This is a genomic window from Comamonas avium (genome assembly GCF_014836675.1).
In the GTDB taxonomy this organism is placed as follows: domain Bacteria; phylum Pseudomonadota; class Gammaproteobacteria; order Burkholderiales; family Burkholderiaceae_C; genus Comamonas; species Comamonas avium.
In genome coordinates, this window is record NZ_JACSQK010000006.1 from 114421 (window position 1) to 132882 (window position 18462).

At 55.4% G+C, this 18462-nt stretch carries 17 protein-coding genes and 4 tRNA genes; 13 read left to right on the forward strand and 8 right to left on the reverse strand.

Going from position 1 to position 18462, the window contains the following annotated elements; genetic code table 11:
• The 4 genes from H9646_RS12895 to H9646_RS12910 all read left to right on the forward strand — a co-directional run bounded on the left by H9646_RS12895 (position 1) and on the right by H9646_RS12910 (position 475).
• Positions 1–76, forward strand: a tRNA-Gly gene (locus H9646_RS12895).
• Between the two features lie 27 nt (positions 77–103).
• A tRNA-Cys gene (locus H9646_RS12900) sits at positions 104–177 on the forward strand.
• A 4-nt stretch (positions 178–181) separates the two neighbouring features.
• A tRNA-Gly gene (locus tag H9646_RS12905) sits at positions 182–257 on the forward strand.
• Positions 258–385: 128 nt separating this feature from the next.
• Positions 386–475, forward strand: a tRNA-Leu gene (locus H9646_RS12910).
• A gap of 49 nt (positions 476–524) precedes the next feature.
• Here the strand turns inward: H9646_RS12910 and H9646_RS12915 are convergent.
• Positions 525–884 (reverse strand): hypothetical protein, encoded by a 360-nt coding sequence (locus H9646_RS12915; protein WP_191723780.1) that lies wholly within the window; start codon positions 882–884, stop codon positions 525–527.
• Between the two features lie 72 nt (positions 885–956).
• Here H9646_RS12915 and H9646_RS12920 point away from each other — a divergent pair, with 72 nt between their 5' ends.
• A complete protein-coding gene (locus tag H9646_RS12920; RefSeq protein ID WP_191723781.1) occupies positions 957–1583 on the forward strand; it encodes a DUF6806 family protein in 627 nt (208 codons plus the stop codon).
• 284 nt (positions 1584–1867) lie between these two features.
• Here the strand turns inward: H9646_RS12920 and H9646_RS12925 are convergent, their stop codons facing one another.
• From H9646_RS12925 to proV, 5 genes are all read right to left on the reverse strand, one after another.
• Positions 1868–4120 carry a bifunctional diguanylate cyclase/phosphodiesterase gene (locus tag H9646_RS12925; protein ID WP_191723782.1) on the reverse strand — a complete coding sequence of 751 codons (2253 nt, stop codon included), beginning with the start codon at positions 4118–4120 and terminating at the stop codon, positions 1868–1870.
• 199 nt (positions 4121–4319) lie between these two features.
• On the reverse strand, positions 4320–5012 hold the full coding sequence (locus H9646_RS12930; protein WP_191723783.1) for a DUF3334 family protein: 693 nt from the start codon (positions 5010–5012) through the stop codon (positions 4320–4322).
• Positions 5013–5154: 142 nt separating this feature from the next.
• The gene (gene proX / locus H9646_RS12935; RefSeq protein WP_191723784.1) at positions 5155–6171 is read right to left on the reverse strand and encodes a glycine betaine/L-proline ABC transporter substrate-binding protein ProX; all 1017 of its coding nucleotides are present in this window, start codon (positions 6169–6171) and stop codon (positions 5155–5157) included.
• A gap of 80 nt (positions 6172–6251) precedes the next feature.
• The gene (gene proW, locus H9646_RS12940; RefSeq protein WP_191723785.1) at positions 6252–7352 is read right to left on the reverse strand and encodes a glycine betaine/L-proline ABC transporter permease ProW; all 1101 of its coding nucleotides are present in this window, start codon (positions 7350–7352) and stop codon (positions 6252–6254) included.
• Positions 7349–8686, reverse strand: coding sequence for a glycine betaine/L-proline ABC transporter ATP-binding protein ProV (gene proV / locus H9646_RS12945; RefSeq protein ID WP_191723786.1), 1338 nt, complete (start codon positions 8684–8686; stop codon positions 7349–7351). Before proV ends, proW begins: the two co-directional genes overlap by 4 nt.
• A 229-nt stretch (positions 8687–8915) precedes the next feature.
• Here proV and H9646_RS12950 point away from each other — a divergent pair, with 229 nt between their 5' ends.
• The gene (locus H9646_RS12950) at positions 8916–9092 is read left to right on the forward strand and encodes a hypothetical protein (RefSeq protein ID WP_191723787.1); all 177 of its coding nucleotides are present in this window, start codon (positions 8916–8918) and stop codon (positions 9090–9092) included.
• A 121-nt stretch (positions 9093–9213) separates the two neighbouring features.
• Here H9646_RS12950 and H9646_RS12955 read toward each other — a convergent pair whose 3' ends face one another.
• On the reverse strand, positions 9214–9840 hold the full coding sequence (locus tag H9646_RS12955; RefSeq protein ID WP_370551197.1) for a TIGR00645 family protein: 627 nt from the start codon (positions 9838–9840) through the stop codon (positions 9214–9216).
• A gap of 199 nt (positions 9841–10039) precedes the next feature.
• On the opposite strand from H9646_RS12955, the gene acs reads away from it, so the two are divergent.
• Positions 10040–12040, forward strand: coding sequence for an acetate--CoA ligase (gene acs / locus H9646_RS12960; protein WP_191723788.1), 2001 nt, complete (start codon positions 10040–10042; stop codon positions 12038–12040).
• A 254-nt stretch (positions 12041–12294) separates the two neighbouring features.
• A complete protein-coding gene (locus H9646_RS12965) occupies positions 12295–12819 on the forward strand; it encodes a LapA family protein (protein WP_225214187.1) in 525 nt (174 codons plus the stop codon).
• 146 nt (positions 12820–12965) lie between these two features.
• Here H9646_RS12965 and H9646_RS12970 read toward each other — a convergent pair whose 3' ends face one another.
• Complete coding sequence (locus H9646_RS12970) at positions 12966–13271, reverse strand: c-type cytochrome (protein ID WP_191723789.1); 306 nt, start codon at positions 13269–13271, stop codon at positions 12966–12968.
• 107 nt (positions 13272–13378) lie between these two features.
• Here H9646_RS12970 and H9646_RS12975 point away from each other — a divergent pair, with 107 nt between their 5' ends.
• The 5 genes from H9646_RS12975 to H9646_RS12995 all read left to right on the forward strand — a co-directional run bounded on the left by H9646_RS12975 (position 13379) and on the right by H9646_RS12995 (position 18326).
• A complete protein-coding gene (locus H9646_RS12975; RefSeq protein ID WP_191723790.1) occupies positions 13379–13633 on the forward strand; it encodes a TIGR04438 family Trp-rich protein in 255 nt (84 codons plus the stop codon).
• Between the two features lie 143 nt (positions 13634–13776).
• Positions 13777–15636 carry a dihydroxy-acid dehydratase gene (gene ilvD, locus H9646_RS12980; RefSeq protein WP_191723791.1) on the forward strand — a complete coding sequence of 620 codons (1860 nt, stop codon included), beginning with the start codon at positions 13777–13779 and terminating at the stop codon, positions 15634–15636.
• A gap of 187 nt (positions 15637–15823) precedes the next feature.
• Positions 15824–16624 carry an MlaE family ABC transporter permease gene (locus H9646_RS12985; RefSeq protein WP_191723792.1) on the forward strand — a complete coding sequence of 267 codons (801 nt, stop codon included), beginning with the start codon at positions 15824–15826 and terminating at the stop codon, positions 16622–16624.
• Between the two features lie 20 nt (positions 16625–16644).
• On the forward strand, positions 16645–17637 hold the full coding sequence (locus tag H9646_RS12990) for an MlaD family protein (RefSeq protein WP_370551198.1): 993 nt from the start codon (positions 16645–16647) through the stop codon (positions 17635–17637).
• Positions 17634–18326, forward strand: coding sequence for a hypothetical protein (locus tag H9646_RS12995; protein ID WP_191723793.1), 693 nt, complete (start codon positions 17634–17636; stop codon positions 18324–18326). The genes H9646_RS12990 and H9646_RS12995 overlap by 4 nt, the downstream gene beginning before the upstream one ends.
• The last annotated feature ends 136 nt before the right edge of the window (positions 18327–18462 follow it).

The following is an 18462-nucleotide window of genomic DNA, read 5'->3' on the forward strand; positions in this document are numbered from 1 at the left end:
GCGGGAATAGCTCAGTTGGTAGAGCGCAACCTTGCCAAGGTTGAGGTCGTCGGTTCGAACCCGATTTCCCGCTCCAGTTTGAGGGGTAGTAACTCCTTAGGATGGCGCGATAGCAAAGCGGTTATGCAACGGATTGCAAATCCGTCTAGCCCGGTTCGACTCCGGGTCGCGCCTCCATAATGCGGGAATAGCTCAGTTGGTAGAGCGCAACCTTGCCAAGGTTGAGGTCGTCGGTTCGAACCCGATTTCCCGCTCCAAATGTAAAAGGAAGCCAAGGCTTCCTTTTTTCATAAGGAAACGTTGCTGGCGCTTCATAAGACATGCGTTTTATGTTTGCCAACATCGGTTATGCTTTAAAGATTCAACACCATTGATTGGTGTTGAAGCCCCGGTGGTGAAATTGGTAGACACATCAGACTTAAAATCTGCCGCCTATTAAACAGGCGTGCCGGTTCGATTCCGGCCCGGGGCACCAAGTATTTTGTATTTATAGTCTTCTGTTCATAACAGTAAACCCTAGGTTATCAGTGACTTAGGGTTTTTTTGTTTAAACCTCTCTGCGATTGCATCGTCATTAAAGTGGCCTGAGCCCAAAGAATTTTTGATGATAGAAAAATTGCAGTTGTAAGGCATTGCCCATCGCGCTCTGATTGCGCAGCGTTGGGCGTTTTAATATCCATACAACTCAGAGTTGGCATTCCTGTACAGCGGTTTGGCTGTTTTCCACTTGCTTGCTGTCGCATCTGCGCCTGGATTGTGTTTGGCTTTGTTTGTCCAAGTCTGGTTGTTGCGCTGTGCTCACTGTTTTGCTGCTTCTTAGCCGGTTTAATGTCACCTAATGTGTGGCGGACAATCCAAGAAAAGGGCAGAAGAGCAAGTGGCATGCGAAAATGTACAAGAATCTATCAACTGGAATCTCACACACATTGATTGTGTGTTTTTAACTGAAGAAAACAATGTCTAGCTACAACGCTCCATTTGAAATTCACGTTCACGGCCAAGTGCTGTTGCGCGCTGATGTGACCTTCGAGCAGTTGCAAGATGCACTTAAGCCGCTGTGGTCGTATGCTGGCGCGCGCTCGCTGGCTGCTGGCGCTGCCAGTGCTTATGAAGAAGAGCCAGGCATCCAGTTCAACGCCAAAGAGTCGATGCTGCAAATGTGCTGGACAGTATCTGGAGATGAGAACTTCCGCCAGGCATTGGACGATGTCTGCATGGGACTCAACGAACTTGCACAAGAAGGCGCCGCTATTGAAGTGACGTTTTACGATGCTGAATTTGACGAAGAAGAGGGCGAGCGTTCAGACCAGGCACGTGATGACTTCATCATGCTGTTTGTGGGTCCCAACCCTGCTGCCATCATGAAAGTGCAGCGCGATATGCTGGTTCAAGATGTGATTCAAATGATGGAGCGTCACTTTGAGGCCTCGGAGCTGACCGGTGTGGTTTCCGAGATTGATAAGCTGTTTATGCAGCGCTTTGACAGCTTGCTGAGCTCGCTTGAGATTGGAAAGTTACCTCCCAGTGGAGGCAGTGGTCCCCGAGGTGGTGGCAATGGTCATCGGCCCCGCCATTTGCACTAGCAGATAACGCTTCATGCATGACCGGCTAAATAGCCGGTTTTTTTATTTGTTGGCGTGTGTAATGGATGCCGCTGCAGTCGCAAAGGTATTGTTTGGGCACAGGTCGCACATGTCTTTCATATGACGTGTTGCATGTCGTTTGTTGTGCTCAACCCTGCAATAAAGCGGTATCCAGAAAATCTAGAGGCTGCTTTTTCTTGCTGCATTGGCTTTGTCGCTGCCATCCTTCCTTTGCTCAAGAATGGGAATCTACGCAGCACTCTCCGTTTAAGTGGCATGCATTCCTAGCTGAAGGCAGGCGATGGGGGCGGGCTCCATGGCTGGTAGGCACAGAGTAACTCGCTGATTTGCTCTGCGGGAACAGGTCTGCTGAATAGATACCCTTGTGCCTCATCGCAGCCTTGCTCACGTAAAAAGTCCAGCTGCTCTTGTGTTTCCACGCCTTCTGCAGTCGTTTGTATTCCTAGAGCCTGAGCCATGCGAATGATAGCGCTGACGATTGCCCGATCATTGCTGTCATGGTCGAGGTCATGTACAAAAGACTGATCAATTTTGAGTTTGTAAATTTGGAATCGCTTGAGCTGGCTGAGCGATGAGTAACCGGTTCCGAAATCATCGATGGATAACCAAACGCCACTTTTGCGCAGGGCGTCCATGGTCAGAGTTGCTGCTTTGGGATCGTGCACGGCAACGCCTTCTGTCAGCTCCAATTCAAGTGCTGTAGGTGGAATATCCGATTCCAGCAAGATGCGGCTGATTAGCTCGGGCAGCTGCGGCTGGTGAAACTGAATGGCCGATAGGTTGACTGCAACTTTTAACTGCCCAAAACCTGCTTGATGCCAAGTCTGCAGTTGTGCGACAGCTTTGCGCAGTACCCATTCACCAATTTGCAAAATTTGGCCGCTGTCTTCTGCGACTGGAATGAATTCACCTGGTGACACAGACCCAAGCTCGGGCTGATTCCAGCGCAGCAACGCTTCTACGCTGCGGATTTCTCCAGTGTGCAGACAGATCTGCGGCTGATAATGCAGCGTGAATTCGTTGCGTTCTAAAGCGCGCCGCATGGCATTTTCAAGCTGCAATGCACGCACCGACTTGGCGTGCATCTGGGGCGTGAAGAAACGGTAAGTGTTGCGGCCTTCCAGTTTTGCGTGGTACATCGCCACATCTGCCGACTGGGTCAAACTGTCAATGTCTTCCCCGTCTTGCGGGAAAAGTGCAATACCCATTGAAGGGGCCATGCTGAGCTCGTGGTGACCAATTTGATAAGGCCGTAACGACGCCTCTTGCAACTTTCCGGCGACACGCGCAGCACCTTGGGCATTGGCCCCGGGTAAGAGCAAGACAAACTCATCTCCGCCCAGGCGTGCCACCGTGTCTTTCTCGCGGACCACCGCGCGCAGTCGCTTGGCAATTTGCTGAAGTAAAGCATCACCTACCTTGTGGCCCAGGGAATCGTTGACGTGTTTAAAACGGTCTAAATCCAAAAAGATCACGGCCAGAGGGCTGGCATTGTTGCGTGCTTGTGTAATGGCTTCTTGGCTGCGATCTGCCATGAACGTTCGATTGGGAAGACCCGTGAGTGGGTCATAGTGCGCCATCCAATGAATTCGTTCCTGAACACGTTTTCGATCCTCAACTTCCTGGTGCAAGGTTTGGATCGTCGCACTGAGTTCATTGGTGCGTTCATGGACTTGGCGTTCTAGCTCGGCCTGTGCTTTGGTGAGCATGGCCTGAATGTTCTTTCGCTCAGTGATGTCCACCAAAATCCAGACCTCACCTTGTGAACGATCCAGCGGGTCTACCCAGCGGCTACGTGCTTCACATTCGATGCGGTGCCCTTGCTGGTGGGCCAGGGTCAGCTCGCCTTCAAAATTGCCGGAACTGCTTGCACTCATCTGCGAAAGCACATTCAGTGGCGATATGTTCGCAAGCAATGATGTGGGTACGTTGGTGAGGTTGAGTAAGGTTTCAGGCTCGTAGCCCAGCATAGTGCCAAGGTGCGGGTTGCATCGTGTTAAGGCACCTTGGCGAAAGTACGCAATACCCACTGCAGCGGTTTCAAATAGCAGCTGTTTTTCACGGATCGCCGAAGACAGCAATGCTTTGCGATGACGCTGCTCATCAATGTCATCCACGATCCATATGGCCCCTTCATGCGGGGCCTTGGCATTGATGAGATGGCCTGTCAGGCTGGCCCAGAAAAGGTGGCCGCTGTTGCGACGCAGTCGACGCTCTGTTTTGAATGTCTTTCCCTGAATCATGCTTGGGTAAGCGGAGCGTCCCAGTGCCTTGAACTCTTCACGGGAAGGGTGCAGGCTGGCGCTGCGAATGCCTACGACTTGATCGCGATGGCTAAAGCCAAAAATCTTTGCAAAGTGTGGATTGCAGCGCACGACCACCCGATTTTTGATGAATGCAATGCCCACACCTGCGCTATCAAGCAACGCTTGCTGTTCACGTGACAGGCGTTCAAGGTCGACGTGGGCAGTTACAAGTGCAGGGTCTTGTTCAACCGAACCAAGGGTCAGGGACATGGGCAGATGCAATACTTGCAATAAAGGGCCAAGCGCTAGTTGTCTTGAGCTAGATGATTGATGGTGCAGTGCGAATTATTGCCAATGAGTGAATGCTACTTTTATGTGGGCACCTACTGTTCGAATACGGCGGGAAACGCAATTGCACATGCAAAGATTCAGTCTCTTCAATAGGATGAATAAAAAAGGCTTGCGCTTTTTACATGCCTAGTGATTTCAACAGTGCTTCTGTTTCCGTATCGTTAGTGCTCGAGGCGGACGGTGTGGAGCGTGCGCCAGATGTACCTGCCTGGGCAATGATGGCGTCAGGGTCGATAACTTCATCCGCATCGAACTCATGCAGTTTGATGAACTCGGTGCTGTCAACGGCCAGCTCCAAGTAAAAGATATTGTTGGCTGCCGTGTAGAAGGTCACTCGACGCGCTTCAGGATTGTCGAGATTGGCATCCACACTAAGTTGTACTTGCTTGTTGAGTACCAACATCTTGGGCTGATTCTGGGTGATGTGCGTTTGTAGCTCGCGGCGCACTTTGCCAGTGAAATCCCCCACTACTTGGTTCATCAACTCGCCCATTACGTTGCTGACTTCGTCAGAGGTATGTGAGCTGGCCAAGTCGCTTTCTGACATACCCATGTTCAGCAGATAGCTGCGATACAGCTCCATAGCCGCCGCTGCAGAGAAGTTGATGATGACCAGCCCAGAAAACCCGCCATCAAACAGTACAAAGCAGCCGATTTCTGGTTTGAGATAGGTCTTTTTGATTCGCTGCACCATGCCGGAGTACTGAATCTGGCAAGTGGTCGCGACATTCAGCACGCGGGTGACAGAGTTGCAGAGGCTGACAAGCAGTTCGTCAGTACCTTGAACCGTGGAGATGGCTTTGTCACTCATGGGTAGTTAGTGCAATGAAACAGAATGTTGTTGATTATGGGTGCTTTCTGCAGGCCGTCGAATTGCTAACTTGCTTGAGTGAATTGGAGTTGCGCTGTGTCGGGCAAATGGCACAAAAAAAGGAGGCTAAAGCCTCCTTTTTTTATTTCACGGCAGCGCGAGCCTGGGCTAGCCAGCCATCGAAAGTTTTCTGGTGTGCTTTGATCCAGCTGTTGGTGTGGCGCTCAATGTCGGCAGGTTTGCCTTGGCCCTGGCTCATCATGTAATTTTGAGCATTGATGTCGGAGACGGACAGTTGCATCACTTCAAACAATTTGGCCGCAGCCGGGTTCGCATCTGTCCATGCCTTGTTGGCCAGGATGTGCTGCTTGTTCACAACAAAACCGTAGTTCTTTCCGTTGGCCAGTTTGGTATCGACACCTTTTTGCTCACCGGGTGCTGAAGAAAAAGGCACTTCCAGCCACACCACATCTTTACCCGGCTTGAGTTCGTTGCTGACCCAGTAGGGGGTCCATGTGTAGTAAAGAACAGGTTTTCCAGATTTGTAGCGGGTGATAGTGTCTGCAATCAGCGCCGAATAGGTGCCTTGCTGGTGAGTGACCGTATCGCGCAGCTTGTAGGCGTCCAGGTGGTGCTCGATCATGGCTTCACAGCCCCAGCCGGGGTTGCAACCAGTCAAATCTGCCTTGCCGTCACCATCTGCATCAAACAGCTTGGCAATTTTTGGATCTTGCAACTGCGCAATGTTGGTGATCTTGTGGGCGTCGGCGGTTTTTTTGTCGATCAGATAGCCTTGGGCTGCGTTGTCCGAGTACACACCCTTGCGGTAGAGCTTGGCCTCACCACCGGCATTCTTGTAGTAGTCAGCGTGCAGCGGGTTCCAGTGTGTTGCGATGAATGTGGCGTCACCATTACCGATGGCCAAGTGTGCGGTGGGGTACTCCACTTCTTTGAATGGCTGAACGTCGTAGCCCAGTTGCTCCAGCGCTTTCATGACCAGAAGTGTCTGGAATGATTCTTCAGCAATCGAGCTTTTCAAAGGGTGAACTTTGATGCCTTTGCCCGGCGTCTCGTTGGCATTGGCGCTCAAACAGGTTAAAGCCAGGGTGCTGGCGGCCACGGCGGCCAGGGTGCGGGTGGCATGGGTGATAGATGTCATCTCTCGTCCTCCTGTTGAAAATGAATGGAATGTGGCTGCGGCGCTTACTCAGTAAGTGCCGACAGCTACTGACTGGTTAATTAAGAAGTTTTGCGGGGTTTGAGCAGCAAACCCAAGGGACCACGGTGCCACCAGCGCTCTCCACCGCGATGGGGCTGGCCCATGGCCTGGGTGATGCGGTCCAGCACAATCGCCAAGAGCACAATGCCCAAACCACCTACGGTGGCCAGGCCCATGTCCAGACGGCCAATGCCGCGCAGCACCATTTGTCCCAAACCGCCTACGGCGATCATGGAAGCGATCACCACCATGGACAGCGACAGCATCAGTGCCTGGTTGATGCCAGCCATGATGTTGGGCATGGCCAGCGGCAATTGCACTTTCCACAGCAGCTGCCAAGGCGAGGCACCATAGGCGCGGCTGGCTTCAATCAAATCGGGGCGTACTTGGCGAATACCCAGGTTGGTCAGACGTACCAGCGGGGGCAGCGCAAAGATGATGGTCACGATCACGCCGGGGACATTGCCAATACCAAACAGCATCACCACAGGGACCAGGTAGACAAAGGCTGGGGTGGTCTGCATGGCATCCAGCACTGGGCGCGTCCATCGCTGGGTGCGGTCGCTAGAGGCAATCAAAATGCCCAGCGGCAGCCCAATCACAATACAAAACGCCAACGAGGTCAGCACCAATGACAGGGTCACCATGGCTTCGGGCCAGATGCCCAGTGCCGCGACAGCCAGCAGTGACAATGCCGTGCCAATGGCGAGACCACGGCCCGCAAACTGCCAGGCAACCAACGCCACCAGTATGGTCAGTACAGGCCAAGGCAGCGCCAGCATGAGCTGCTCAACGCCTGACAGGGTGGCGTCGATGGGAGCGCGTACGCTTTGGAAGAAAGGCCGGAAGTTATCGACCACCCAGCCAAGGCCTTGGTTGATCCAGGCTTCAATTGGCAGACCTTCGGTGCGCAGTTGATCCCATAGGCTCAGTGGGGCATCCGTAGAGGGGGTGCTGGCTGCCAGCCAATCGGAACCTGCACCTGCATCCGGTGTGGTGGCTGTGGGCGATGCCCATGGATCTGCGGCTGTTTCTGCAGTTGTGCTTGCAGCCCATGGATCTACGGCTTCGGGCGCGCTGCTGGTGTTCCAGGGGTCGGTACTGTTCGTCACCTCACTCATGCTTTTTCTCCTTGTTGCGTGGGCGTTGCGGCGCTGTCGGAATGCTCTTGCAGCATCGTGGGCGAGTCCGCGTCACCAGTGGAAAACAAGGGGTTGAGCGTGACCGGTGGCTGCACTGGCTGTGGTGGTGGGACTGGAGGCGTGTCGCGGTCCAAGAAGCGCAGCATGGTCGTGCGACTGATGACGCCCAGGAATTTGCGGCTCTCTCCCAATACAGGCAGGGGGCAGGGGGCCGTGGCCATGGGGCCATAAAGATCAGCGACGGGGGTGGCTGCATCCAGTGGCAGCACGCCTTCGATAAACGCATGTTTCAAGCCCAGCGCGCCTTTATGTCCCTGCAGGGCATCGCGCAATGACTGGGCAGACACTACGCCCTGCAGGTGCTGGCGTGCATTGAGGACATAGGCGTGGTCGCGATCAGAGTCTTCGATGAGACGCAACGCTGCACGGCAGCCTCGGTCGTTGTGCTCCGAGATGATGGTCAGTGCCTGGCGTGCAATGTCCGAGGCCTTGAATACGGCGGCGGCATCCACGCCTTTGATGAAGCTGCGTACATAGTCGTTGGCTGGACTGCGCAAAATATCATCAGGGGTGCCAACTTGAATGACTTGGCCGTCTTTCATGATGGCAATGCGGTCACCAATGCGCATGGCTTCATCCAGATCGTGCGAGATGAACACAATGGTGCGGCGTTTGGTTTCCTGCAGGCGCAGCAGTTCAGACTGCATCTCGGTGCGGATGATGGGATCCAGGGCAGAAAATGCTTCATCCATCAGCAAGATGGAGGGGTCGGATGCCAAAGCGCGTGCCAAGCCAACGCGCTGCTGCATGCCTCCAGAAAGCTCGTCAGGGTAGCTGGGTCCCCAGCCGGCCAGACCCACTTGCTCCAAGGCTTCTTGTGCGGCTTGCTGGCGCGCGGCGGGGGCAACGCCAGCCATCTCTAAACCAAAGGCAGTGTTGTCTTGTACGGTCATGTGCGGCATGAGAGCAAAAGACTGAAACACCATGGAGATGTCTTTGCGCCTCAGTGCGCGCAGGTCTTTGTCGCTGAGCTCGTTGATATCTTGCCCATCCACCACGATGCGGCCGCTGGTGGGCTCAATCAAGCGATTGAGCATGCGCACAAGGGTGGATTTGCCTGAGCCCGATAGGCCCATGACGACGAAGATTTCACCGGCTTCGATGGTGAAGTTGGCATCGAATACACCGATGGATTGACCGGTGCGTTCGAGGATTTGTTGCTTGGAAAGCCCTTGGCGCACCAGGTCCAAGGCCTGCTTTGGCTGATCGCCAAAGACCTTGAAGACGTTTTCGATGCGAATTTGTTTGGCCACTGGTTGTCCTCCCTTAAGTTGTTCTTGGGGGTTACACACAGTGCAGCCGCGTTACAAGCAGAGCTTGAACGGCCTACACGCGAAGCTGAAAGTCATGCCAACCGATGCACCGGCCGTGCCAAATACCTGACAAGGCCGCAATGAAGGGTGTGAGACTGGGCCCGAATGGCAGCGTGGTGTGCGCAAGGGCCGCAAGAGAGGGCAGAGGCAAAGCACGGATGTGCGTTACATGATCCAAACATATCCGTGCATCAGTGCCAGAAATCCAGCGCTGTGGCACCAGCGTTCTGCAAGCGCAGGGCTGATGCCGGATGAATCCATGCCGTTAAAACATGGATTACCTGCATGGCAGGTTGTTAATGAGTCGATCATTGTAACTATTGGGTATATGGCTGTCAATGCTTAATTGTGGGGTGGCATTGGCTTCGTGTGACATCCGTCGGCATTGTGTCGTCAGGCGCTGTCAAAAGAGTGCAAAACGAAAAAACCGGCGCATGGGCCGGTTTTTTCGTTCAAGTGTTAGTTTTTTAGTGCGCAGTGGGGTGCTGGCTGTGAATTAACTTGTCGGTGTAGGCAATTGCCAGGGCACTGAGCAGGAACACGACATGAATGATGGTTTGCCACATCAATACTTTGACGTCGTAATTGCCTGCGTTGATAAACGTTTTGAGCAAGTGAATCGAGCTGATGCCGATGATGGACAGGCCCAGTTTGACTTTCAACACAGACGCATTGACGTGGTCGAGCCATTCGGGCTGGTCTGGATGGGTGTCCAGGCCGAGGCGACTGACGAAAGTTTCGTAGCCACCCACAATCACCATGATCAGCAGGTTGGAGATCATGACCACGTCAATCAAGGCCAGGACCACCAGCATGATCACTGTTTCATTCAACCCGGTCAGTGGCGCATCGGGCTTGTAACCAATGCTGGTGACGAGGGCTTGCAGCGCTGTCTGGCTGCCAAAGGCCGCTTCAATCAAATGCCAAAGCTCGACCAGGAAGTGCCAGACGTACACGGCTTGGGCGGCAATCAGACCCAGGTACAAGGGCAGCTGCAGCCAACGGCTGGCAAAAATCAAACTGGGCAGTGGGCGCATGGGTGAGCGGGACATGGGCTGTGCGGGTGACTCGGAATGCGGGTCGACAGAGGGCATAAATTGAATTAGCGGTTGAAGTGAGCGAGAGACCGCGTTTTAAGGCGCGGGCTAGCGATTGTAGAGGCTCGAATTAGTGTTAACCCTTGCTAAGTCTTTAATTTTGCTCCAGTTTGTACGCTATGGAGTCAGTGGTATGTAAGTGCTGCACCCGACATTTGCGCGCAAACTATCCCTAAAAGAGTAAGGAGATAAATCCATGAGCGCACCAAGTTCTGCAATTGAATCTGTGTTGGTTGAAAACCGTGTGTTTCCACCTTCTGAGGCCACCCAGAAAGCCGCCCGTGTGGCTGGCATGGCAGCGTATGAGGCGCTGTGTGCGGAGGCGGAAAAAGACTACGAAGCTTATTGGGCGCGCCTGGCCCGTGAAAATGTGGTGTGGAGCAAGCCTTTCACCCAGATTCTGGATGAAAGCAATGCGCCTTTTTACCGCTGGTTTGCAGATGGTGAACTCAATGCCAGTGCCAACTGCCTGGACAAGCATATGGGGACTGCGGTTGAGCACAAGACCGCAATTATTTTTGAAGCAGATGATGGTCAGGTGACGAAGGTCAGCTACCGCGAATTGCTCAACCGTGTGGCGCAGTTTGCCAATGGGTTGAAGGCGCAGGGCATTAAAAAGGGTGACCGTGTCCTGATTTACATGCCCATGACGATTGAGGGTGTGGTGGCCATGCAGGCATGCGCACGCATTGGTGCAACGCACAGTGTGGTGTTTGGCGGTTTCTCGGCCAAGGCCGTGCAAGAGCGTATTGTGGACGTGGGCGCATCGGCGGTGATTACGGCCAACTACCAAATGCGCGGTGGCAAGGAGCTGCCGCTCAAAGCGATTGTCGATGACGCTTTGCAAATGGGTGGGTGCGAACACGTAGGCCACGTTTTTGTGTTCGAGCGCACAGCGACAGCCACCCATATGGTGGCTGGGCGTGACATGACATTTGCGCAATTATTGGACGGGCAAAGTACAGACTGCCCGCCGGTGGCAGTGGATGCCGAGCACCCGCTGTTCATTCTCTACACCAGTGGCTCCACAGGAAAACCCAAGGGGGTGCAGCACTCCACAGGTGGCTACATGCTGTGGGCCAAGCAGACGGTAGAGTGGACATTTGACATGCAGCCGACGGACGTATTTTGGTGTACGGCGGATATTGGCTGGATCACGGGCCATACCTATGTGGCTTACGGCCCGCTGGCAGCTGGGGCCACGCAAATTGTGTTTGAAGGCGTACCCACCTTCCCGCACGCTGGGCGTTTCTGGCAAATGATTGAGCGCCATGGCTGTACCGTTTTCTACACCGCTCCGACAGCCATTCGCTCGCTGATCAAAGCGGCCGAGACAGATGAAAAAGTGCACCCCAAGAACTGGAATCTTTCCAGCTTGCGCATCCTGGGCAGTGTGGGGGAGCCGATCAATCCTGAAGCATGGATGTGGTACTACCGCAATGTGGGAGGTGAGCGTTGCCCGATTGTGGACACCTTCTGGCAGACCGAAAACGGTGGTCACATGATTACGCCATTGCCAGGCGCAACACCGCTGGTCCCTGGTTCTTGCACACTTCCTTTGCCCGGCATTACGGCAGCCATCGTCGATGAAACAGGCAACGACCTGCCCAACGGCGCGGGTGGCATGCTGGTGGTCAAGCGCCCATGGCCCAGCATGATTCGCAATATCTGGGGTGACCCTGAGCGTTTCAAAAAGAGCTATTTCCCGGAAGAGCTGGGTGGGAAAACCTACTTGGCAGGCGATGGTGCGGTGCGCAGCGAAGACCGTGGGTACTTTCGAATCACGGGCCGTATTGATGATGTACTCAATGTCTCGGGCCACCGCATGGGAACGATGGAGATTGAGTCTGCACTGGTCTCCAAGACGGACCTGGTCGCGGAAGCTGCTGTGGTAGGGCGCCCGGATGATATGACGGGTGAAGCCATTTGTGCGTTCGTGGTGCTCAAGCGTCCCATGCCCACTGACCCTGAAGAGGCCAAAGCCTTGGCCACAGAGTTGCGCAATTGGGTGGCCAAAGAAATCGGCCCGATCGCCAAGCCCAAGGACATTCGCTTTGGTGAGAACCTGCCCAAAACACGAAGCGGCAAGATCATGCGTCGCCTGTTGCGCTCGATTGCCAAGGGTGAAGCCATTACCCAGGACACCAGCACCCTGGAAAATCCAGCCATCTTGGATCAATTGTCGAAAACCAATTGATTGGGCTGGAGCCCAGCTGCAGCGCGTGAGCGATGCAGCCCGCTGAAATGAGCAGCGCAGAGGCGCATAGCCGCTGATCTGCTGGATGTCAGCGTAATCTCTTGCCTGTGTTTACAAATGCCACCTGAGGGTGGCATTTTTATTTTCAGTTGTAGGAGATGATGCAGAGCGAGAATGCGCGTGCCACTGGCTTGTGGATGGTGTCTCTTGGGGTAAAACTCTGACCTATACAAATAGAGCTAAAGGAAACCGGTATGAAGTCGCGTATTGCATTGTTGGTTCTGATCATCGCAGTGATCGGTGTTCTCGCCTTTTTCAACTTTCCTTATTTGGCGCAGGAAGTGCCGATGTCTCTGGGCATCACCACGGTGCAGGCTCCGCTGGGCTTGATTCTTGTCGCGCTGACTGCCTTGATGGCGATTGTGTTCATTGCCTATGTGATTGCCATGCAAGGAGCTTGGCTGCTGGAAGCGCGTGCACACTCCAAGGAAATGGCAGCACAGCGTGAGCTGGCAGACAAGGCTGAAGCTTCACGCTTCACTGAACTGCGTATCGCCATTGAAAATTTGCACAAGGAAGAGGAGCGCCGCTTGCTCGATCGCATAGACACTCTGGAGGCGCATCTGCAAGCGCGTGCCCTGGAGAGTGATAACTCGACAGCCGCCTATGTCGGGCAGTTGGAGCAGCAACTGCGCTCCAGTCTGCATGCAGCGCCAGCCCGCGTGGATGTTGTGAAACCAGATCCTATGGATGTGACGCCGCGCGATACACGGCTGTGATGCTATTTAAAAAAAGAGCACTCAGCGCTTGCTCAGTATTGTTTTTGAAGTGTTTTATATCTGAAACAACCAGCCTGTAAGCGCTAGCAGCTATGAAAAAAGCCACCATGAGGTGGCTTTTTTTCCTAGACGCAGTGAGATATGGCTTACTTGAGCGACAGCACCCAGGCAGCCAGTTTCTTGGCATCGGCTTCACTGACCTGGCTGTTGGCAGGCATGGGCACGGGCCCCCAGACGCCACTGCCACCTTTCACGATTTTGGCAGCCAGCTTGTTGACGGCGTCACCTTGGCCCGCATATTTGTTGGCAACGTCCTTGAATGAAGGGCCAACCAGTTTCTTCTCCACTGCGTGGCAAGCCATGCAGTTCTTGGAAGATGCCAAGGCTTGGTCGGCCATGGCTGGTGTGATTGCGCTCAGGGCCAGCGCAAAGGTGATCATGAAACGTTTCATCGTTACACTTTCCTCTAGTGGGGGAGATGTTGGCAGCCATTGTAGGGTGCGGTGCGTGAACGCTGCTTGTCTCTGTGTGAACAAACTGTGAATAGGGTGACAAGCTTATGTGGTTGCTGATGGCTGCGGTGGTATTGGCCGTACTCAAGGCGCTGGTGCATCTGGAGGTGGTGGATGTGGCTGGCATTGCCGCCATGTCCTGGTGGTGGGTGCTAGGTGGATTTGCGGTGACGATGGCCTGGTTCACTTACGCCGATCAATCAGGCCTGACCAAGCGCAAAGCCATGGAAAAGATGGACAAGCGCAAGCAAGAGCGCCTCGACAAACAACGTGAACTGCTGACAGGCCGGCGCAAGCGTTGAGGGCAGCTTTCGCCAATCGCGAGACCGCTTGCCTTGGTGTGCGGGGTGTCACGTACCCGCAGGGTGAACATGGTGGGACATAATGTTTGAATTGGCTTTTGCGAGCCTTGAGACATTTTTGCAAACCAACAATTAGCTCCACCATGCCTGTTTACCGTTCCAAAACCTCCACCGGTGGCCGCAATATGGCCGGTGCCCGTGCCTTGTGGCGTGCCACTGGCATGAAAGATGGCGACTTTGACAAGCCCATCATCGCCATTGCTAACTCCTTCACACAGTTTGTGCCCGGCCACGTGCACTTGAAGGATATGGGCCAGCTGGTGGCGCGCGAGATTGAAAAAGCCGGCGGCGTGGCCAAAGAATTCAACACCATTGCGGTGGACGACGGCATTGCCATGGGCCACGACGGCATGCTGTATTCGCTGCCCAGCCGTGATTTGATTGCTGACTCTGTGGAGTACATGGTCAATGCCCACTGCGCGGACGCGCTGGTGTGCATCTCCAACTGCGACAAGATCACTCCGGGCATGCTGATGGCCGCCATGCGCCTGAACATCCCGGTGATCTTTGTCTCCGGTGGCCCCATGGAAGCGGGCAAGACCAAATTGGCCAATCCCACCACCAACGTGATCGAGTTCAAGAAGCTGGACTTGGTGGATGCGATGGTGATTGCCGCCGATGACCGCTACTCCGATGAAGAAGTGGCGCAGGTGGAGCGCTCGGCTTGCCCCACCTGCGGTTCTTGCTCAGGCATGTTCACAGCGAACTCCATGAACTGCCTGACCGAGGCGCTGGGACTGTCCCTGCCGGGCAATGGCACGGTAGTGGCGACGCACTCGGATCGTGAAGAGCTGTTCCTGACTGCCGGGCGTCGCATTGTTGAGCTGGCCCGCGATTACTACGAGAACGACAACGACCGCGTGCTGCCCCGCTCGGTGGGCTTTAAGGCGTTTGAAAATGCCATCACGCTGGATATCGCCATGGGCGGCTCCACCAACACCATCTTGCACCTGCTGGCGATTGCCAAAGAGGCCGAGATCGACTTCACGATGGCCGACATCGACCGTCTCTCGCGCGTGGTGCCCCAGTTGTGCAAGGTGGCACCCAATACGCAGAAATATCACATTGAAGATGTGCACCGCGCAGGCGGCATCATGGCCATCCTGGGTGAGCTGGCGCGCGCTGGCAAGCTGCACACCGATGTGCCCACGGTCTACGGCGACAGCATGGCCGAGGCACTGGCCAAGTGGGACATCGCCGTGTCACAGGACGAGGCGGTCAAGCATTTCTACCTGGCGGGCCCCGCAGGCATTCCCACACAAACCGCATTCAGCCAGAGCACCCGCTGGCCCAGCCTGGATCTGGACCGTGCCGAAGGCTGCATCCGCTCATACGAACACGCATTCAGCAAAGAAGGCGGTCTGGCTGTACTGACAGGCAATATTGCCGTGGACGGCTGCGTGGTGAAGTCAGCCGGTGTGGATGAATCCATTTTGGTGTTCGAAGGCACAGCCCATGTGACCGAGTCGCAAGACGAGGCCGTAGCCAACATCCTGGCCGACAAGGTCAAGGCGGGTGACATCGTGATCGTGCGTTACGAAGGCCCCAAGGGCGGCCCCGGCATGCAAGAGATGCTGTATCCCACCAGCTACATCAAATCCAAGGGCCTGGGCAAGGCCTGTGCGCTGCTGACCGATGGCCGTTTCTCGGGCGGCACGTCGGGCTTGTCGATTGGTCACTGCTCGCCCGAGGCAGCAGCTGGCGGCGCGATTGGCCTGGTGCAAAACGGTGATCGCATCCGCATTGACATTCCCAACCGCTCCATCAACGTACTGGTCAGTGATGAAGAATTGGCCAAACGCCGTGAAGTGCAAAACGCCAAGGGCTGGAAGCCCGCGAACCCCCGCCCACGCAAAGTGTCTGCGGCACTCAAGGCCTACGCCTTGCTGGTGACCTCGGCCGATACGGGCGCGGTGCGCGATTTGTCCAAGCTGGGTGACTGATGGAGTAGGCCTGCACAGCATGCAAACCGCCCTTTGGGGCGGTTTTTTTATGCGTGCCTGCAAGGCGGCAGTGTCGTCACTGGCGCGGTGCCGGCTGCAGGCCTGTGCGCACCACCCAGATCGCCGCGCAGGGGTGCAAGGGCGCTGCGCTGGTAAAACCACAAGCTTTTTGCCTATGATGCCAAGCATGCGCTCCATCCAACGTTCCTTATCCCTGCGCATCTGGCATGCGGCACGCGACATTGCACTGGCGTGGGGGCGCATCTTTTATCTGGCTGCCATGGTATGGGTGCTGCTGCTTTCACCTTCGACATACCGATGGCAATCTTTGCGCCCCATTTTGCAGCGCATGTACAAGGATACGGCGTCCATTCTCCTGGGCTTTACGATTTTGGCGGCCTTGATTTGCCTGGTCATCACGCGCATTGTGGTGGTGACGGCCATCAGCTATGGGCTGTCGCGTTATGCGCTGGAGATGGTCATTCGGGTGCTGGTGCTGGAGCTGATTCCGCTGACAGCTGCCTTGTTTGTGGCGATGCGCTGCACCATTCCGAATGCGACAGAGCTGGCGTTGATACGCCAGTCTGGTGAGTGGGACGCCAGGCAAAGCCGTGGCGAAGCACTGATGCGCCTCGAGGTATTGCCACGGGTGATTTCAGGCCTGTACGCCTGCGTGACACTGGCGGCGCTGTCGTGCGTGGTGGCGCTGGTCACCGCGTATATTGGTGTTTATGGATTTACGCTGGCCGGTTTGCCTGGCTATACCCGCATGTTTGGGCACGTGTTTAACCCCTCAGTGACTTTGGTGTTTGTGCTCAAGACGTGGCTGTCAAGCTGGGCCGTTGCCATCATTCCGGTAGCCACGGGCCTTTATGCCCATCGTACGCATCGTCAAATGCGGCCCGGTGAAGAACTCAGCGGTCTGGCGCGCATGTTTGCTGTGCTGTTAATGATTGAGCTGGCATCGCTCATGGGTAACTATTACTGAACGAGAAGGGTAAGCGCATCTTGTCTGATACACGAATGCAGTCTTCTGCGGCACCACAGCCAGAAGCCACGCCATCACTGCGGCCCGTGGCCCATTTGGAGCGCAAAGCGGCAGCGTTGCTGCTGTTCACGATCGCGTTGATCGTGGGGTCTGGTCTGTACCTGCTGTATGCACGCGGTGCTTTTGAGCCCACTCAGACTCTGGTGCTGACTTCGGATGATTCGGAAGGCGTGTCCGTGGGCATGGACATGACGTTCTCTGGTTTTCCCATTGGCCGGGTAAGCAAGCTGGAGCTGGCCAACGATGGGAACGTGCGCATTGTGGTGGCCGTGCCTCGCAAAGATGCCCATTGGCTGCGAGAGTCGAGCGTATTCACCCTGGTCAAAGGCATTGTGGGTGGCACCACCATCAAGGCCTATAGCGGGATATTGCAGGACCCTCCCTTGCACGATGGCGCAGAGCGTCCGGTGCTGCGTGGCGATGCTACTGCCGAGATTCCGCAGATTGTGGCTATGGCCAAAGACTTGCTCAACAACCTGAGTCTGATGACTGCGCAAGACTCTGCCCTGGGCAAATCGATGGATCAAATACGCCAGCTGGGCGAAAAACTCAATGGCAAAAGCGGGGCGATGGAGGTGTTGCTGGGCACCCCAGAGAATGCGCAAAAAACGGTGGAGATGCTGGAGCGTACCAACCAGTTGCTGGCGCGCATGGACCATGTGGTGCAGCGTGCAGACCAGCAGGTGTTTGATGCCAACGGCGTCATGCCGCAAGTGCGAGCCACCGTGGAGACACTCAACCAATTGCTGAAAGAAACGCGTGGCAGCTTGAAGAGGCTCGATGCAGTGTTGGTGAATGCCGAATCCATCAGCACCAATGTGAACGATGCGAGCAGCGATATTGGGCAACTGCGCAATGAGGTGGAAAGCAATCTGCGCAAGATCGAAGACATGCTGGCCGATTTGCAGCGCAAATGGCCGTTTGCCAAAGAAGCCGAGGTCAAGCTGCCATGAAAAATACTTTGCGATGGCCCATTGCACTGGGCTTGGTCAGTGTCTGGCTGGCCGCATGTGGCAGCAAACCTCCAGCCCCGAAATGGGCGCTGGAGGCGCAATCTGCCTCAGAGCGCGCTGTGCAGGCGTATTTGAAGGGCCAGACGCGCGTGGCCGATGTGGAGTGGAGCAAAGCCTTTAACGAAGTGGCCGCCACCGGCCTGCCCAGCCAGATGGCACGCATGGCCTTGCTGGAATGCGCAGCGCAAACTGCAGCGCTGGAGCTGACGGACTGTCCACGCTACGAGCGCTACGGCGCTGGCGCTGAACCTGCGGAGCAGGCTTACGCCCGTTATCTGAAAGGAGCGCACACCGCTGCCGATGTGCCGTTGCTGCCGCAGGCACAGCAAGCCATGGCTGCACAGTTGTTGGGGGGTGCACCAGTGGCTGCGGGCCTGCCTGCGGGGCAGGCACTGTCGCAACTGACGGCAGCCGGTGTGGCACTGCGCGCCGGGGCCATTACCCCCATGCAGGTGCAACTGGCGGTGGATGTGGCCTCACAGCAAGGCTGGCGCAGGGCGGCCATGGCGTGGCTGCTGGTAGAGCGGCGCTGGGCGCAGGAAGCGGGTGATGCAGCGCTATTGCAAGCAGTGGATTTGCGCCTGCAGGTGCTGCAGGAAGGGCAACGTAAGGATGCACTGAAAAAGTGAGCTGTTAGCGCTGATGAATAAAGCGATTCAGATAGATAAGTATCTGAAATCATTGTGTGGAAAGCGTTGAAAGCTATTAAATAAAGTTAAGAGACACAAAAAAAGCCCCGAACTCGGGGCTTTTTTACGTAGAGCA

Bases quoted from the DNA above. Each gene is read 5' to 3' on its own strand.
- H9646_RS12955 (WP_370551197.1), bottom strand. From the start codon at position 9,840: ATGCCCTCTGTCGACCCGCATTCCGAGTCACCCGCACAGCCCATGTCC.
- H9646_RS12925 (WP_191723782.1), bottom strand. From the start codon at position 4,120: ATGTCCCTGACCCTTGGTTCGGTTGAACAAGACCCTGCACTTGTAACT.
- H9646_RS12915 (WP_191723780.1), bottom strand. From the start codon at position 884: ATGCCACTTGCTCTTCTGCCCTTTTCTTGGATTGTCCGCCACACATTA.
- H9646_RS12930 (WP_191723783.1), bottom strand. From the start codon at position 5,012: ATGAGTGACAAAGCCATCTCCACGGTTCAAGGTACTGACGAACTGCTT.
- H9646_RS12965 (WP_225214187.1), top strand. From the start codon at position 12,295: ATGAAGTCGCGTATTGCATTGTTGGTTCTGATCATCGCAGTGATCGGT.
- ilvD (WP_191723791.1), top strand. From the start codon at position 13,777: ATGCCTGTTTACCGTTCCAAAACCTCCACCGGTGGCCGCAATATGGCC.
- proW (WP_191723785.1), bottom strand. From the start codon at position 7,352: ATGAGTGAGGTGACGAACAGTACCGACCCCTGGAACACCAGCAGCGCG.
- H9646_RS12970 (WP_191723789.1), bottom strand. From the start codon at position 13,271: ATGAAACGTTTCATGATCACCTTTGCGCTGGCCCTGAGCGCAATCACA.
- H9646_RS12985 (WP_191723792.1), top strand. From the start codon at position 15,824: ATGCGCTCCATCCAACGTTCCTTATCCCTGCGCATCTGGCATGCGGCA.
- H9646_RS12995 (WP_191723793.1), top strand. From the start codon at position 17,634: ATGAAAAATACTTTGCGATGGCCCATTGCACTGGGCTTGGTCAGTGTC.
- proX (WP_191723784.1), bottom strand. From the start codon at position 6,171: ATGACATCTATCACCCATGCCACCCGCACCCTGGCCGCCGTGGCCGCC.
- H9646_RS12975 (WP_191723790.1), top strand. From the start codon at position 13,379: ATGTGGTTGCTGATGGCTGCGGTGGTATTGGCCGTACTCAAGGCGCTG.
- acs (WP_191723788.1), top strand. From the start codon at position 10,040: ATGAGCGCACCAAGTTCTGCAATTGAATCTGTGTTGGTTGAAAACCGT.
- H9646_RS12950 (WP_191723787.1), top strand. From the start codon at position 8,916: ATGATCCAAACATATCCGTGCATCAGTGCCAGAAATCCAGCGCTGTGG.
- H9646_RS12920 (WP_191723781.1), top strand. From the start codon at position 957: ATGTCTAGCTACAACGCTCCATTTGAAATTCACGTTCACGGCCAAGTG.